This is a genomic window from Mesorhizobium sp. LSHC420B00 (assembly GCF_000503055.1).
Taxonomy (GTDB): Bacteria; Pseudomonadota; Alphaproteobacteria; order Rhizobiales; family Rhizobiaceae; genus Mesorhizobium.
The window spans coordinates 24,049-40,997 of record NZ_AYVY01000016.1 but is presented as its reverse complement, the minus strand read 5'-3'; the positions used below and the strand labels follow the sequence as shown (position 1 = coordinate 40,997).

Annotated in this window: 14 protein-coding genes; all 14 read left to right on the top strand. The window is 62.5% G+C overall.

From position 1 onward, the window contains the following. Positions 1-40: 40 nt before the first annotated feature. The 14 genes from tssD to X760_RS60400 are packed head-to-tail and all read left to right on the top strand — an operon-like array spanning position 41 to position 16,946. Positions 41-502 carry a type VI secretion system tube protein TssD gene (gene tssD / locus X760_RS60460; protein ID WP_023678576.1) on the top strand — a complete coding sequence of 154 codons (462 nt, stop codon included), beginning with the start codon at positions 41-43 and terminating at the stop codon, positions 500-502. Next, complete coding sequence (gene tssE, locus X760_RS60455) at positions 489-1,244, top strand: type VI secretion system baseplate subunit TssE (RefSeq protein WP_023720341.1); 756 nt, start codon at positions 489-491, stop codon at positions 1,242-1,244. Before tssD ends, tssE begins: the two co-directional genes overlap by 14 nt. Before the next feature lies 1 nt (position 1,245). Beyond that, positions 1,246-3,120 (top strand): type VI secretion system baseplate subunit TssF, encoded by a 1,875-nt coding sequence (tssF, locus tag X760_RS60450; protein WP_023720340.1) that lies wholly within the window; start codon positions 1,246-1,248, stop codon positions 3,118-3,120. Next, positions 3,084-4,145, top strand: a complete 1,062-nt coding sequence (gene tssG / locus X760_RS60445; RefSeq protein WP_023720339.1) for a type VI secretion system baseplate subunit TssG — start codon at positions 3,084-3,086, stop codon at positions 4,143-4,145. The genes tssF and tssG overlap by 37 nt, the downstream gene beginning before the upstream one ends. Beyond that, entirely contained in the window at positions 4,142-5,611 is a 1,470-nt protein-coding gene (gene tagH / locus X760_RS60440; RefSeq protein ID WP_023720338.1) for a type VI secretion system-associated FHA domain protein TagH, read from the top strand. The genes tssG and tagH overlap by 4 nt, the downstream gene beginning before the upstream one ends. Before the next feature lie 3 nt (positions 5,612-5,614). Further along, complete coding sequence (gene tssJ, locus X760_RS60435) at positions 5,615-6,070, top strand: type VI secretion system lipoprotein TssJ (RefSeq protein WP_023720337.1); 456 nt, start codon at positions 5,615-5,617, stop codon at positions 6,068-6,070. A 39-nt stretch (positions 6,071-6,109) separates the two neighbouring features. Further along, a complete protein-coding gene (tssK, locus tag X760_RS60430) occupies positions 6,110-7,444 on the top strand; it encodes a type VI secretion system baseplate subunit TssK (RefSeq protein ID WP_023720336.1) in 1,335 nt (444 codons plus the stop codon). Positions 7,445-7,448: 4 nt separating this feature from the next. Beyond that, positions 7,449-8,771 carry a type IVB secretion system protein IcmH/DotU gene (gene icmH / locus X760_RS60425; RefSeq protein WP_023720335.1) on the top strand — a complete coding sequence of 441 codons (1,323 nt, stop codon included), beginning with the start codon at positions 7,449-7,451 and terminating at the stop codon, positions 8,769-8,771. A 1-nt stretch (position 8,772) separates the two neighbouring features. Beyond that, positions 8,773-12,306, top strand: coding sequence for a type VI secretion system membrane subunit TssM (gene tssM, locus X760_RS60420; protein ID WP_023720334.1), 3,534 nt, complete (start codon positions 8,773-8,775; stop codon positions 12,304-12,306). Further along, the gene (gene tagF / locus X760_RS60415; protein WP_023720333.1) at positions 12,288-12,830 is read left to right on the top strand and encodes a type VI secretion system-associated protein TagF; all 543 of its coding nucleotides are present in this window, start codon (positions 12,288-12,290) and stop codon (positions 12,828-12,830) included. Before tssM ends, tagF begins: the two co-directional genes overlap by 19 nt. Next, positions 12,830-13,939 carry a DUF2169 domain-containing protein gene (locus X760_RS60410; RefSeq protein WP_023720332.1) on the top strand — a complete coding sequence of 370 codons (1,110 nt, stop codon included), beginning with the start codon at positions 12,830-12,832 and terminating at the stop codon, positions 13,937-13,939. The genes tagF and X760_RS60410 overlap by 1 nt, the downstream gene beginning before the upstream one ends. Next, a complete protein-coding gene (locus X760_RS60405) occupies positions 13,936-14,961 on the top strand; it encodes a beta-ketoacyl synthase N-terminal-like domain-containing protein (RefSeq protein WP_031194389.1) in 1,026 nt (341 codons plus the stop codon). The genes X760_RS60410 and X760_RS60405 overlap by 4 nt, the downstream gene beginning before the upstream one ends. Beyond that, positions 14,958-16,031 (top strand): PAAR-like domain-containing protein, encoded by a 1,074-nt coding sequence (locus X760_RS78025; protein WP_023720330.1) that lies wholly within the window; start codon positions 14,958-14,960, stop codon positions 16,029-16,031. Before X760_RS60405 ends, X760_RS78025 begins: the two co-directional genes overlap by 4 nt. Positions 16,032-16,049: 18 nt before the next feature. After that, complete coding sequence (locus X760_RS60400) at positions 16,050-16,946, top strand: hypothetical protein (RefSeq protein WP_023720329.1); 897 nt, start codon at positions 16,050-16,052, stop codon at positions 16,944-16,946. The last annotated feature ends 3 nt before the right edge of the window (positions 16,947-16,949 follow it).

Sequence of the window (16,949 nt, the reverse complement as noted above, 5' to 3'; positions counted from 1 at the left end):
AGCAACAACATCTTGGTTTTGAAAGCGGTGGAGAAAGACAATGCCCACAAATACGAAGATTGATGGCTTTCTAAAGGTTCCGGATATCAAGGGTCCAAGCACTCGAGATGGTCATGAAGACGAAATCGAAATCCATGGCGTCGATTACAAGATGATCGCACCCTATGATCCAAATTCGCTCTCGCGCCGAGGTCGTGTGTCCTTGGGTATGATCAAGTTCACCAAGCACTATGACAAGTCTTCGCCCTACCTGAAAAAGGCGCTGTTCGAGAACAAGGCGCTGGACGAAGTCGTGTTTTCGGCACGGCGGACCATTGATGGTGAGACCAAGGATTACCTGGTCGTCACACTCACCGACGCCTCGATCATGGAATACGACATGTCGCAGGCCGAGGATGAGGAAGACCTGATCGAGGAAGAGGTCAGCTTCGCATACAAGAAGATAAAGTTCGTCTACGACGACAACGACGAAATCGAAATGGATGTCTATGTCGGCAAGTGAGGCCCGGCGGCCCGGCGCGGACAAGTCGCTGGGTAGCGGCAGTTCGCGAGCAAAGCGCGAAGCGGTCCAGCCCTCTCTGTGGGACCGCCTCATAAACGATCTGCCGGGCGTGACCTCCGAGATAGACGGACTGCGCCAGGCACTGCAGGACGAGCTTGGCGCGGAGCGGCTGGACAATCTGGTTGCTGCCAGTGCGCGGCTCATCGACGCCGACGCGGAGTTGACGGCCGACCAGAAGCGGCGTCTGCATCGCTTGGCCTTTCAGAGCCAGCACCGCGCTGAAATCGAAAGCCGCGGCGTGGTTGTGTCGGCTCGTGTGCTCAAGGAAGCCGTTCGGCGCGATGTCGAGGCTTTGTTTAACACCGAGCGCTTCGAGGCCGTTCCGCTTCTTTCCGACCTTGAAAGCGAACAGGCCGCGGACAACCCGCCGTCGCTCGCCGATTTTCCGGAGGTGCGTCGCAGCGTCGTCAATTACGGCGTGCCTTCCTTCTCGGGCCGTTCCTCCCGCGACTTTGATCGCGAGGCCCTGGCGCGCGAGATCCGCTCGGTGCTTGCCACCTTCGAGCCGCGTCTCAAGGACAGTGCAACAAAGGTTACGGTAACCCTTGGCGACAAAACCGTGGGCCTGAAGATCGAGATAGATGCGGTGTTGATCATGACGCCGACGCCCGAACGCATGCGCCTGCGCACCACGATCAACCTCGATAACGGCTTGGCTCGGACCGAATTTAGGGAAGCCTGAGATGGATCGGGTCTTCGTAGAATATTACGAGGAGGAACTGACCCATATCCGTGCGCTCGCGGCAGAATTTGCCGACCTGCATCCGGCGGTGGCGCGCAACCTTTCACTAGATACGGTCCCCTGTCCGGACCCCTATGTCGAGCGGCTGCTTGACGGTGTTGCCTTCTTGGCCGCGCGGACCCGGCTCAAGGTTGATGCGGAACGCTCGCGTTTCTCGCGCGCCGTCCTTGATGTTCTCTATCCCGATCTTGTCACGCCGGCGCCGGCAACGGCCATGGTGGTGCTCAAACCCGGCCAGCAAGTCCAGACGATGATTGCGGGCCATGTCGTCAAGCGCAATACGCGGCTGGTCTCCAGCCTCCAGCCTGGCCTGTCGACGCGTTGCACGTTCACGACTGCCCAGGACATAACGCTGTGGCCGATAGCCATCACCTCGGTCGGGTATTTTCAGGATCGCAGCGCCTTGGCGGCAGCCGGCATCACGCGGATCGGCGGTGTCGATGGCGAGGCGGCGCTTCGCATCACGCTGGCCCGTACTGGAAAAGGCAAGCTCGACGAACTGTCGCTCGACCGGCTTGATCTCTACTTTGCCGCGCGCACCAAGGCACCGCTGCTTTTCGATGCGATTTTCGGCGCCTGCTCAGCCGTTGGTGCACGACCGGGAGGCAAGACCAACCCAATATCGGCGTTGCCGGCACCCGAAATGGTCGGCATCAGCGACGACGAGGCTCTGATGCCTCGTACACGTCCGACCTTCGAAGGATATCGTCTTCTGCGCGAACATTTCATGATGCCGGAGCGCTTTCACTATGCTCGGGTTTCGGGGTTGCAGCCCATCGTGCGCAGATGCACAGCCGAGCTCGAGATCATCTTCATCTTCAGGCGTCCGGCGCCTGAACTTGCCGATCTGATGGCGGCCGATTTTGAACTTTTCGCAACCCCGATCATCAATCTGTTCGAACGCGAGTGCAACGTCGTCGAGCTCGATCCGCGCAAAACGCGGCAGGTGCTGCATGCCGACCGCACGCGAGCGCGGGACTTCGAAATCTATCGGGTTATCCGCGTCGAGGACGCCGACAGCGAGGGCAGCGACGCCACAATCCCGGAGCTCTTCAGCCTGGGACAGAACCGCGGCAGCGGCTGGGTTTATTCCACCGAACGGCGCCCACGCCGCCCGACGGAGGAGGAACGGCGCGATGGCCTCACCCGCACCTCATACACGGGCGATGACGTTTTCCTGGCGATTTCACGCCCAGCGGAAAGTCCACCGAACCGGCCGCTGAAGCGCGTCGACATCGTGGCGCTCTGCACCAACCGCGATCTGCCGATCCTTGACGACAACCCTACCTTGACGCTGGAAGCCGGCGATCCGGTCGAAACGATCCGGCTTCTCGGCGCATTGCGCCCGCCTCGCCCAGCCATCCCCGCAGCGCTGCCGGCGGGCGCGGCGGGTGAATCGCGAGCCGACAATCTCGCCTGGCGGCTTGTAGCGCAGCTAGCGCTCAACTTTCTAAGCCTTGCAAAGGAAGGTCGCGGCGTCGAGCCGCTGCATGCGCTGCTTGAGCTTTACGCCGACAGGGGAGACCCGAGCCTCGCCCGCAATGTGCACTCGATCGTACGCATCGACTCCCGGTCGGTCATCGAGCGGCTGCAGATCGATGGGCCGATGTGCTTCGGACGAGGCACGGAGGTGACATTGCATGTCGATCAATCGGTCCTGGCGGGGCAAAGCACCTTGCTGCTTTCGGCCCTGCTGGCACGGCTCTTTGCCCGTCATGCCGGGATAAACGGCTTTGTGCGAACCCGCACATGGCTGCTGCAGAAGCAGGAGGATGTGCCATGGCCGATGACGCCCGGCAATCGCTACCTGATCTAGACAAGCCTGGCCGGTCCGAAGAGCTGTCGGATGCGTTCGACTTCTTCGAGCTGTTGCGGCGACTCGAACGGAGAGGCGGGCTGTTCGGCTATTCCGGCCCGCCGGAGCGCGAACCCTCGCGGCTCGGGCAGCATGTCCGTCTCAGCTTTTCCGCCAAGGACTTGGCAGAATTCCGCGAAGCGACTGACAAAGCGCCCGCCCGGGTTACGGTCGCAAACATTGGTCTGATGGGACCTGAAGGTCCGATGCCCCTGCATTTGACGCGCTGGGTGCTAGATCGCCTGTCGCAACGCTGGTTCACAGGCGCCGATGCGCAGCAGACCAGCGACACAACCTTCATGGACTTCGTCAACATTCTTCAGAACCGGATGATCGCGCTGTATTACAGGGCTTGGGCGGATGCGCATCCGGCGGTTCAGGTCGAGCGCGCGGCAGGCGGGCGCGTTCGCGCCATGCTCGAAGCCATGGCGGGGATAGGGCTTCCCGGCACCCACAATCCCGAACTGGACGCCGTGAAGCTGCGCCAGGCAGCTTCGCTTGCCAATCAGGTCGACGGCCCCGAGCGGCTGACGCTGTTCCTGGCGGAGGCGTTCAAGGTGCCGGTCCAGATCAGGGAGTTCATCGCTGCCTGGATGACCATACCAGCCGCGCTCCAGACACGCCTAGGCAAAGCCTACGTAGCGCTCGGCCGGGGAGCAACGATCGGTCCGCGTGTCTTCAACCGTCAAAGCAGGATCGAGCTCCGTGTCGGCCCACTGGGCTACGAGGAGTTCAAGGCGTTCCTGCCGGGCGGTCAGCGCCTCAAATTGTTCAAGCAGGCCGTTAGCGACATGGTCGGCGAATCGCTCGACGTCGATCTGCGCATCGTGCTGGCGCGCGATGCCGTTCCGCCGCCGCGTATTGGAACCGTCCAACTCGCCCGGACCGCGTGGCTTGCGCGGCCCGATGAAAGGGGCGATGCTGACGACATGCGGCTGCGGACATTAGTCGGCTGGCGGCAGGAAGGGGCGGAGGTCGCGGCATGAGTCTGCTGCTGACGCTGGAGCAAGGGCCACGCACCCAGGCGGTACGGCAGACCCGGCTTGACGAGGGGGAACTGGTGATCGGCCGCAGCGCGGACGCCGGCTGGCAGATCGACGATCCCGACATGTTCGTTTCGCGCGCCCATTGCAGGATCACTGGTGGGCGCGACGGATATTTCGTCACTGATACGTCAAGCAGCGGATTGTTCATAGACGACTCGGACAGCCCGCTCGGTGCCGGCAAGTCGACGCGTCTTCGCAATGGCATGCGGCTGAGACTGGGCGATTACGTCGTATATGTCGATCTGCAGACGCCGAGTGCCCAAGCCACAGCAGCAGCAGCCGCAGGGCCAGTTCCGGAGCGCTCCCCGCCGGCGTCTCGGGCGCCGGTCAGCATCGGCCGTGACGATTTCTTTTCAGCCACCGTGGAAGAAGAGCCGCAGCGGCCACGTCCAGCCGGGCTGCCGAACCCGTTCGAGCAGCCGATCCCGGGTGCGTTCGAACGGGCCAATTCCAGACAGCGCAGCTCGCCTGCTTTCGATGACCCGTTCAGCCTCGATCCGATCGCAACACCCGTATCCAAAGGCACCGCAGGACCAGCCCGCGCGCCCAACCAGACAGACCCATCCGGCCTCGACTCGGGATCGTTCCCCAACGGCTCAACGGAGCCCCCGACGGCAAAGCTGCCGGAATTCAATGACGACTTCGGTTTTGGGCCAGCCGTGGCCCCCAGCACGGGACGCGATGCGGGCTCGACCGGTCAGCGCGAGCGCGACGCCCAACCACTGCAAGCGGCCAATCCCTGGGACGTGCCCGTGCGAGCGGCAGATGCCCCTCCCCCAATGCGAGCAGGCCCAGCCGCCAGCCCCGCCCGCCAGCCGCCTGCGAGGCAGCACGCCGAAATGGCGCTTCGCACCGCATTCCTGCGCGGCATGGGCATCGCGGAAGCCGATTTTCCCGGACGCGATGCCGTCGCCGAGATGGAGAAGTTCGGCCGCGAATATCGGCTTATGATGGAAGGATTGATGCAGCTGCTACGCAAGCGTGCCGAAGAAAAGGGAAATGCTCGCGTTGCGCAGACAATGGTCGGAGCCTCCGAGGTCAATCCACTCAAGTTTCTGCCGACGGTCGACGACGCTATCGTGACGCTTATCGCCGAACGCAGCCCCGGATTTCTGGCCGGCGAAGCGGCTATCGCGGATGCGGTTCGCGACCTCGCACAACATCACGTACGCGCCTGGCGCGGCGTGCAGGCCGCCTTGCGGCGGATGGTCGACCGTTTTGAGCCGGCAGCCATCGAAGAAGAGCTGAAATCGAGTTCCGCGATCGGCACGCTGTTGTCGGGCGGGCGCGGCGCCAAGCTGTGGGAGCTTTATCAGAAACGCCATCGTGAAATCGCCGAGAGCGCGGAAAAGAGCTTTCTCGGCGAAATCGGCGCCGATTTTCGGGATGCATATGAGGAGGAGTAACACATGATCGATCGACGCGAATTTATCGTTGCCTTGGGTGCGACGGGGCTGCTTACGGCCTGTCAAAGCGCCGGGCCGCCAAAACCGTCGGTCATCACGGTCAAGCTGACAGGGGCGGCCGGTATGAACCCTGGACCAGGCGGCGGCGACCGGCCAGTGACGGTGCTGGTCATGCGGCTGCGCAGCACCGGTAAGTTCAATTCCGCCGACTACTTTGCCTTGCAGGGGGATGCCGGCTCGGCACTGGCAGGTGATCTCATCGGATCCGACCAGATTGCCGTCGCGCCTGGAAAAACCGCGACCAAGACCATTACGGTTGAACCGGATGCGACGGCCCTGGGCTTCGTTGCACTTATCCGTGAGCCTGGCGGGCGAAACTGGCGGACGACCAAATCGGTTTCGCCCGGATCAAACTTTACGATCAATGTCACACTCGGCAGCGGCGGCATTTCCGCCTGACGGCCAAGGCAAGGGGAGCTCGATGCAGAGAGTAGCCGGATGAGCGATGCAAACAGGGTGCTGTGGTCCGAGGGCCTTTTTCTGCGGACCCAGCATTTCCAGCAGCAGGACCGTTTCTTCGAGGCGACTGTGCGCGGCGCGTTGCAGGCCGGCCAGCTGCACACGTTCGGCTTTCAGCAATTGACCCTGGATAAGGCATTGCTCGATGCCGGCCAGATCTCGATCCTGTCTGCACGAGGCATTTTCCCTGACGGAACCCCCTTCTCCATTCCGGATCTGATGGACGCGCCGCGTCCGCTGCCGGTCACCCCGGATACAGGCGCCGGCCCAGTGCTGGTCGCCCTGCCGCTCGAGCCGGCCGGCGGCGTTGGCTTCGATCCCGCGCATGCGCCACCCAGCGGCGCGCGCTATCATGGACGGATCGTTTCGGTGCGCGATGCCGTCCAGGGCGGTTCAGACCCCGAAGAAATCGAAATCGCCCGACCGCAATCGCTGTTGCTTGCACCCGGCAAATCGGTCGGCGGCTATACCGCCCTGCCGATAGCCGACATCAAGGGGGTTCGCGCCGATGGCGGCGTTTCGCTGGACGAGACATTCCTGCCACCGGCCCTGGTTACTGGTGCAGTGGCCTGGTACCGGCAATTGCTTCTGGAAGTCGTCACAGGCCTTGACCAGATCGCCGAGGCGCATGGCAAGATGGTCATGGGCGGGCCAGGGCGCAGCGTCGAAGACCTGTTGATGCTCAACCTCGCCAACGCGGCGCGTCCGCGCCTGGCCCATATGCTGGCGCAGGATGTTTTCCATCCGGCCGAACTCTATCTGGAACTGGCCGGGCTTGCCGGTTCGATGGCGACCTACGGCTCGAGCGCGCGGCGACTGGGCGAGCTGCCGGCTTACGATCACATGGCGCCCGGCCCACCGTTTTCGGCGCTGGCGGATGCATTGCGCTCACTGATCCTGAGCCTGCGTTACATCGAGCCGAAATCGCGCGCGCTGCCCGTCATGCGCCATTCGACCAATGTTTGGAAAATCCGCATCGACAATCCGAAGCTGCTGGTAGCCAGCCGGATCGTCATCCGGGTCGGTTCGGAACTGTCGGAGGACGCGCTACGCAAGATATTCGTCAACCAGGCGACCGTGGGCTCGGCGGATGAGTTCGAGGGCCTGTGGAAGTCCCGCCTGCCCGGCATCCCGCTGAAACCGCTTCATTCGCAACCGCGCGAGATTCCTTACGACGGCGATCGGCTGTGCCTTGAGCTCGACCAGAAAAGCGAGCACTGGGCATCGCTGCTCGGTGCCCCAGGCTTCGTCATTGGCGTTTCGGGTGTACTGCCGAGCGAACCGCAGGTGGACTGCTATTCGGTGAACAGGTGAAACCATGAGCCGGGATGATCCTTTCGGACTGTCGGAGGATCGCGAACGCACTCGCATCAGGCTGACCGGCACGCCGATGCCGCGGCCGATGGCGGCATCCTTGCCGGGCGGGCCGGTAAAACGCTCGCGCACCCACCCGAACGGCCTTGTCAACGCCTTCGCGCCCCTGCTCGAGTTTGCGCCGGAGCTTGAGAGCGCGCTGCCACCGGAGAATCCGGAAGTGTTACGCACCCGGCTGCTCGAAGAACTGGTTCGGGCACGCGACACGGCAATGGCGGGGGGGTCGTCGATGGAACGGGCCGATCAGGCAGCCTGGGTTGTGGCGGCTTTGCTCGACGATCTGGCACTGAACACGCCCTGGGGCGGGGCCAGCGCGTGGCCGCGTCAGCCGCTTGTGGTCATGTTGCGGGGCGATGTCGACGCCGGCACGCAGTTCTTTACACGGCTCGACGAACTGGAACGTCATCCGAACCGAGATCGCGAATTGCTCGAACTCCAGTATGACTGCCTGGCACTCGGTTTTCGCGGCAAGTATCGCGTGCCCGGCCGGTCGGGCGATCGCTCGCTCAATGCCGTTCGTGTGGCCGCGGCACGTTTCCTGCGCGATTCCGACGCCGAGAATGCCCCGCTGTCACCAAACTGGAAGGGCGTCATCGCATCCGACGAGCCGCAGCGCTTCATCGTTCCGATCTGGGTAATGGCCCTGGCCGTGGCGGTCATCGCTACCGCGACCTATGTCGGGCTCTCGATGGGCCTAAGCAGCCAGGCGGTGGAGCTTTCAGCACTGGTCCGAGCCCTGCCGCCGCCGACCCGTGGCGACATCAGGCGCATATCGCCAACAGTCGATGCCCCGCCGCCGGAGACTGTGGATTTTGCACTGCTGCCCGAATTTGAGGCCGAGGCGCCGGGCAATCTCAGATCGGCTCTCAGCGGCACGGAGAGCGTTTCGCTGGCCAAGCTGGTCATCCAGGCATCCAACCCCGAACTGTTCCAGTCGTCGCGGCCAACACTGACGGAAGGATTCGAGCCGCTGATCGGCTCGATCGCCAAGGTGATCCTCGCCAATCGTGACCTGATCGGCAACATCACTGTGGTCGGACATACGGACGGGGTTCCTCTGCAAAGAACCAATCCGCTGTCGACCAACCAGCGACTGTCTGAGGCTCGCGCCCAGACCATTGCCGACATGCTGGTACAAAACGGAGTGCCGCAGGAACGCGTCCATTCCGAGGGCCGGGCAGCCACGGATCCAGTGGCCGACGACGGCACGCGCGAGGGCCGGGCCCTGAACCGGCGCGTTGAGGTGCTGGTCGAAAAGAGGCTGTGAGATGTTCATCCTGCGCTTCCTCTGGGCGGTCCTGACATCGCGCTGGCTGTGGACACTGATTGGCATCACGCTGCTTTCGTTGGTGATCTGGGTATTCGGGCCGATCGTCAGGGTCGGACCCTACGACCCTTTCGCCTCGGACAATGTGCGCATCGTCATCATCGCGCTGCTGGTCATCTTCTGGCTGATCTGGTTGATCGTTGCCCAGCGTCGGGCGATCCGTGCCAACCGGATGTTCGTCGCCGAAATCGCCGCGCCGGCGGTGGAGAAGCCACTCAGCCCCGGCGAAGAGAATGTCGCTGCCGTCGGTGCCAAGTTCGCCGAGGTCATGGCCGAGTTGAAGCGCCGCAAACTGGGCGGTCGCAAGTTCCTGCGCGAGATGCCGTGGTACGTTATCGTCGGGCCGCCGGCCACCGGCAAGACCACAGCCTTGCGGCAGTCGGGGTTGAACTTTCCGATCGACCTGACCGACGACCTGCAAGGGGTCGGCGGCACGCGCAATTGCGACTGGTTCTTTTCGGAGAGCGCGGTTCTGATCGACACTGCAGGCCGCTATGTCCAACAGGAGAGCCAACCCGACGTCGACGCGGTGGAGTGGCTGGGCTTCCTCGACCTTTTGAAGAAGCACCGGGGCCGTCGCGCGCTCAACGGTGTGATCGTCGCGCTTTCGATCGATGTGCTTTCGGAGGGCGACGACGCCATCAAGGCGCATGGCCGCAAGATCCGCCGTCGGCTGGCCGAGCTCAACGATCGCCTCGAGATCCGCCTTCCGGTCTATCTGATGCTGACCAAAGCCGACCTGATCAAGGGATTTGAGGCTTTCTTCGGCGGTTTGTCGACGGCTGCGCGCGAGCAGGTCTGGGGGACCACGTTTGCACTCGACGCGCATGTCGATGCAAGGACCATCGAGCGGGAAATCGCGACGTTAGCAACCGAGCTCGAGCGGCGGCTGGTGCCCCGGCTGGAGGATGAGGACAAGCTTGCCGCCCGCGCCGAAATCTTCAGGTTTCCCGCCCAACTCGCCAGCCTGTCCGAGCCGATCCAGGTACTGGTCGAGGCGATGTTCGGGGAAAGCCGGTATGAGGAGGCCCCCTGGCTGCGTGGCCTTTATCTGACATCGGCGACCCAGGAAGGGGCGCCGATCGACCGGTTGACCGCAGCGCTATCTGCCTCCTTCGGCCTTCCGCCGCGCCGGGCGTTGGCCGCGCTGCGTGTCGAAAAACGCAGCTTCTTCCTAAAGAATCTGCTTACCGAAGTCATCTTCAAGGAAGCCGGCCTCGGCACCTTCGATCCGCTGGCGCAACGCCGCCGCGCCTGGGTCTGGCGTGGCGCGGCTGCCGCATGTGCCGCAGCCGCCCTGCTGGTCAGCGGGCTGTTCACCTGGTCCTATTACGACAACCGCAACGCGATCACGGCCCAGGCAAGCCAGTTCGAGGCGCTGCAAACGCCATTGACCTCGGCCGCGGCAAACCCGGCATCGGTAGAACAGCCTGCGATCGATATCGCCCTCGGTGCAATGGAAGAGGTCGCAAATGCCCGCACCCCGCCTCCTGGCGCAGCACAGGATTTGCTGGGGCCATCAGCCTCGGCGGAACTGGTGCGGGCACAGACCGACACTTACGACCATGCTTTGCGTAACGTTCTCGAGCCGCACATGGTGGCGCTGCTCGAGGCGACGATGTGGCGGCAGATCCGCGATCCGGACTTCATGCTTGGCGCGCTGAAGACCTATCGCATGATGACCGGCCTCTCCCAGATGGATCCGGATTTCGCCCAGAACTGGTGGGTAAATAGTCTGCCCGAATTCGCGGCAGCGGCCCCCTTCCCGACAGCTGACGCGGAAGAGCACCAGCTTGCCGCGATCCGTCGCATGGCGGTTGACGCCAGTTATATCACCCCGGACCAGGCACTGGTTGCAGAGGCACTGAAAACCGTCTGCACGATTTCCTTGCCGGCTCGTGCCTACAAGCAGTTGCTGGCCGACCCGGCGGTGGCTGCGCTCAAGGAATGGATCCCTGCAAACTTCGCCGGCCCAAACGGCGCCAAGGTCTTTGCGCGGCGTTCGGACAAGACGCTGCGGGTCGGCATTTCGGGAGCGTTCACCTATGCCGGCTTCCATGACGCCATTCTCGACCGGGTCGAGGATGTCGCCGCCCAGGCAGCACTCGACCGGGCGGTGTTCGCCGGCGGTTGCTCGGAGAATTCCGAAACCTCGGTGTCGGCGCTGTCAGAGGATATTCTGAAACTTTATTACGACGACTATATCGCGCAATGGGACAGCTTCCTGCGCGACATGAGGCTTGCGCCACTGACCGACCTAAACGTCGCCAGTGAAAACCTCAAGGATCTTTCAAGCGCCGACTCCGCGCTGAAGCGCCTGGTCACCGCGGTGGTCCAGGAGACCGAGCTTACGCGATCCGATGAAGCGCCGGCAAACGATAAGGCGGCGGCAGGTGGCTCGAAACTGCTTGGCAAGCTGGGCAAGCTTGGCAAGATCGTAAAAACCGGAGCAAAGCTTTTGCCGCGTGCGGGCTCCGCCGACGAAGTGGATCTTACCGGCAGTCTGGTGGCCGAGCATTTCAAGCCGCTCAAGGGTGCCATCGCCGAGGTCGACGGCCAGCCGCCGGCGCTCGACGCCGCCATTGTCGCGCTCACCGCACTGTCCAACGTGCTGCAGACGGTAACGGCCAATCCCGATCCTCAGGACGCCATCAAGAAGCAGGGCGGCCTCGCAGAACTGACTGGAGCGGTTGCCAGGCAGGCGCAGATCCTGCCCGACCCGATCGACGATTGGTTGGGCGGCATTGCCGGCGATACCAGCGGTCTGACGCAGAAGGCGGTCACCTCGGAGCTCAACGCGATCTGGCGAGCCGACATCCTGCCGTTCTGCCAGGCAGCACTCAACAACCGCTATCCTTTCAGCCCTGACAGCGCCGTAGACGTCAATATTCGCGACTTCGCCCGCCTGTTCGGACCGGCAGGGCTGATCGACAACTTCATAAACGACCACCTGATCAGCTATGTCGACACGTCGGCGCAGCCATGGAAATGGCGCGCCGATTTCGGCCTCGATCCTTCGGCACTGGCCGCGTTCGAACAGGCAAGACGGATCCGCGATGATCTCTTTCCCGGCGGTACAGGCCCGCTGATGAGCTTCACGCTCGAACCGAAGGACCTGTCGCCCAATGTTGCGCGCGTGACGCTCAACCTCGATGGCCAGAACCTCGTCTACTATAACAATGCAACGAGGCCGCAGCCGATGACATGGCCCGGCAAGGACGGCACAGGGGTCATCTCGCTTGCCTTCCAGCCGATCGATGGCTCGCCCGAAATTTTGCTCAACGAGACCGGCAGCTGGGCGTGGCTGAGAATGTTGCGCAGCGGTCGCTTCACCGGCACCTCGCTGTCGGACGTCTACAGCCTGCGCCTGGGCACCAAAGGCATGTACGCCGATTTCCAACTCAAGGCCGCCAGCGTCGAAAACCCTTACAACCTGCAAATGTTCAAGAAATTTTCATGTCCGCCGCAGATCTGATCCTGCCCGGCTTTTACGGCAAGATGCCCGCGACCGGCGATTTTGTGACGCGGCGGCTGCCGGGGGATTTTGTTCGTCCCTGGGACCGCTGGCTTGCGCAGCATGTCGTCCCGCTCATCGGCTGGGAACCCTGGCCGCGCGGCACGGCGCTGCGGTTCCTGAGCGGTCCGGATTTTCTCGGCGCATCGGCAGGCGTCATCGTGCAGAGCGCCGACAGAGTTGGCAGGCAATTCCCGTTGAGCGTCGTCGCGCAGCTTTCCGAGGCTCCCGTTCAGCTGGCTCACGCCGAAGCCTGGTTTTCCGGGATCGAACGAACAGCCATCGCTGCCCAACGCGGCGAACTGACGCCCGACGAACTGGACGCCGCTTTGGCCGGACTGCCGGTGCCGCCTGTCGAGCCGGGCGACGAGCTCATCAGCGATATGGTGATGTGGACAGCCGGTTCGGACATTTTCGACATTGATCCACTGTCACCGCAAGCGACTCTGGAGCAAATCTTTGCCGCTAATTGGGAGACCAGGTGATGCAGATCTGGAACCAGATGGGCTACCCGCACCAGTTCACGGCAGCAACGGATGTTGGAGGGCACGATTGGCTCGTCGTCGTGGTGAAGGGGACCTTCGATTTTCCGGAGACACCTGGCGGAGACGTGCGCAAATCGGCGGAACAAGTTCCTCTGGTTTTCGCCGACACCCAAACTGGCAAACCGGGTTATTCCGCCACACTCTGGGAAACCGATTTTGCGTTCCGCAAACCTCGCTGCGACGTGATTGCCAATGGCTGTGCCTACGCGCCTGGCGGCCGGCCGGCCGAGCGTGTGCCTGTCGGCATCAAGATCGGCAACTGGTCGAAACTCTTCGAGGTGCTGGGCAATCGCGAATGGCGCGCGATTGGTCCGGTCTTCACCGCGACCTCACCGCAGCCGTTCCTGAAACTGCCGATCAGCTATGACAATGCCTGGGGCGGCGTCGACAAGCTCGACCCCGATGACAAATTGCCGGGGGTCTATTCCACCAACCCGGTCGGCACCGGCTGGTCACGCACAAAGAACCAGCGCTTCATTCCGGGTTTGCGGCTACCCAACACACAAAAAGTCGGCGAGGAAATCCGTTCGCCTTTCGGCGACTACACGCCCATGAGCTTTGGACCGATGGGGCGCGGCTGGCCCGGGCGCATCGAGTATGGCGGCACCTACGACGACAACTGGACCAAGAACATCTTTCCGTTCCTGCCGCCGGACTTCGACGAGCGCTACTTCCAGATGGCGCCACCAGACCAGCAAATAGACCGCCCGCGCGGCGGCGAAGAGGTGCAACTGGTGAACCTGACGCCGGAGGGGCGCATGAGTTTCCGCTTGCCGAACACGGCACTGCCCATGGCGCTGTTCAAGGACGGAGCTAAGGTGGTCGACACGCTGGTTCTGGCCGACACAATCCTGTTTGATCCGGAGCGCCGGAAGTTCTCGCTGGTCTGGCGTCTGTCCCAGCGGCTGCAGCGCACGATCCTTGATTTTTCCGAATGCTGGATAGGGTTGCCTACGCCCGGCATGTTGTTGGCTCGAGCGACCGGCAAACGCTACATCCGCAAGTTCGATACTCCGTTGCACGAAGACGACGGCGCGGAGGCGGCATGAGTGCCAGCCTCGATATCGTTTCAATAGGCATGGTGACGGCCGTTGGCCTCGACGGGCCGTCAAGTTGTGCCGCGATGCGGGCGCGGTTGAATGGTTTTCAGGAGACGCATTTTCACCAGTCGCCAGAGGCTCGTTTGACCGGCGCGCCGGTGCCGCTTCCGCGCAACTGGATTGGCGAGAAACGTATGGCTCATCTTGCTGCCGGTGCGATCTCCGAGGCCTTCGAAGCAGTGCCACAGGCACGTGGCCAAACCGCGCTCATTCTTTGCCTGCCGGAAGAAGACCGGCCCGGCCGACCGGTGCGCGACAATTCGGCCTTGTTGCGGCGGATCGGCGACATCATCCAACTCGCCCCCCACGACCACTCCCGTATCGTGGCGCATGGACGTCCGTCTGGACACGCCGCCTTCGACCATGCCCGGCGGCTGCTGGCTTCCGGTGAGGTGTCCTATGTGATGATCGCCGGCGTGGACAGCTACCTGACCGCGCCGACGATCTCCCACTATCTCATGGGAGGCCGCCTGCTGACGGCCGACAATTCCGACGGTTTTATCCCAGGAGAGGCAGCCGGGGCCGTGTTGTGCACACGCTCGAACGGCGGGGCCTTTCAGCTTTTCGGACTTGGCCTCGCGCGCGAAGCGGCATCGATCTACAACAAGGAGGATCTGCCCCTGCGCGCGTACGGCATGACATCAGCCTATGACGCGGCCTTTCGTGAAACGGGCATCGAGATGAGCCGGCTCGGCTATCGCATCTCCGATCTCGTCGGCGAGCAATACTGGTTCAAGCAGGCCGCGCTCGTGACGCTACGCCTACTGCGTGGCCGGCACGAATTTCAGGATCTTTGGTCACCAGCTGAATCTCTTGGCAACATTGGAGCTGCCGTTGTGCCGTTGATGGTTGGTATGGCCTGGACCGCCGCTCGAAAAGGCTACGCTGCCGGCAATCCAGTCCTCATTGAAGCTTCTTCGGACGCTGGAGCTTGCGGCGCCGCCCTGTTCGGCTCGAGGAACGCAGCATGACTGTCTTCGCCAACGGGCTGGAGATTGCCTGCAAAGCACAGGCAAACCAGGTCATAGCGGCGTTCCCCTATGTCTGTTTCACGCCGCCACAGACACCAGCGACACCACCGGGCGTGCCGGTGCCCTACCCGACCTTCGGCTCCGATAGCGACACCGATAACGGCACCAGCACCGTCAAGATCGGCGGCAAGACGGTTACCCAGAAGAACAAGTCCTACTACACCAAATGCACCGGCAACGAAGCGGGTTGCGCGCCGAAAAAGAACGTCATTACGTCTGTGAACACGGGCAAGGAGTACGCCCACGCCTGGTCCGGCAACGTGTTCATGGATGGCGAGCCGATCAGCCGTTTCTCCGACATTTCGTCGAACGACCACGCGTCGCCCATTGCCGGTGGCCCTCCCTTGCCCAAGGTCGGCATCCTCGACGAATCCGATCCCAGATGCGCGTTCCTCGGCATCAAGCCATACAACAAGCTGAAATGCGATCCGGGCGAGCAGAAGGAACACACGGTCGAGGTTCAGTTCTTTACAGCGGGCGGCGTGCGCGACCTCGTGCTGAAATGCTGCGAGAAATACGACGACAGGGAGGCACCATGCATCTGCATGAAGGCGAAATGGGTCGCTGGCGAAGGCGCAACAGCGCGTTCGGCAGGCGTTGAGGGACGTTCCGTTCTAGGCAGGACGACCAACACGCCCCACTATTACAAATCGGCTGAGGCAAGAAACTGGATCGCCAACAACCCGCAGGGAAAGCTGGGCGACTTCGTGAACACTTGCGTTGCCGCAACCGTCGACAACCTAGACATCCCGCCAGCGCAGGTCGCACTCGCGACAGAATGCCTTGAAGTCGCAAATATGAACTATTTGAAGAAGAGCATGAACAAGAGTGAGCAAGACGTAAAGGACAAGCAGGTGTGCCACACGACTTGCACGCGCGCCTACGCGGAAGAAGAGCGAGTGGCTGGAGCAAAGAAAAAGCTCAAAAAACTAACCGTATCTGCACGACAGGTTGAGAAGGCGATGAAGCAACGCCCGACGGTCGGGTGCAAGCGACGCGCCGGCACTTGAAGGGGTTCAAAGATGAGAATGGACCGTGAACTGCTGGACATTTTTGCACAGGATAGCGACACGGCATACCAATGCATACAGGTCGCGCCGATGCGCGACGGCCGCGCCGCAATCCTCTTCCTGGTCAGTGATCCCGACTTTGTGAATACCGTGTCGGTCGTCTTCGTTGTCGATGATTTTAACCCGGCTACCGCCAAGCGAATACTTCTGTCGGATGCGTGGCTGATGTCTCTTTCCGCGACGCCGTCGGACGAACTCCTTGCTCTCGAGGCAACCACCCGGGTTTGGCGTTTTGCAGGCGCGAACTGGTCGAGCGAAAAGATCTCGGAGATCAGCCTCCGGCGTATCTGGGCGAAGGACCCGGATGGGCCCATTGCCGTCGGAAGCAAAGGGGTGGCTCTCAGGTTCCAAGGGGCTGCGTGGCGTCCCATACCACCCATTGTCCCGACACAATATTTCGACGTTCACGGCTCACCTCAGCACGGCCGGTTCGCCTGCGGCAACCAGGGCAGCCTTCACCGGTTGGCGGATTCGGGCTGGCTAGCGGTGGAACTTCATCGCCACGACCAGTTCCGCGGCATCGACGTCGCTCCCGATGGCACGATCCGACTTGCCGGAGACGGCGGCGCCTGCCTCCGAGTGGCCAACGAGGAAGCGACGGAGCTTCAGGCGCCCGAACATGCCTTTTTTGCCGTGCGTAGTTTCAAGGGCCGCGCCTATTGGGGCGACGAGGTGGGCGTAAGCGTGGAAGCGGGGGACGCGCTACAGCCCTTCGAGGATACCGGCATCGGCTCGGACCTGCGCAGCGATGGCGACTATCTCTATGTCGCCGGCATCGACGCTGCCTGGCGCTTCGATGGCAAAACGTGGAAGAAGCTGACGCTTGTCTATGACAATGGATTCCGACTGGAGTGACGG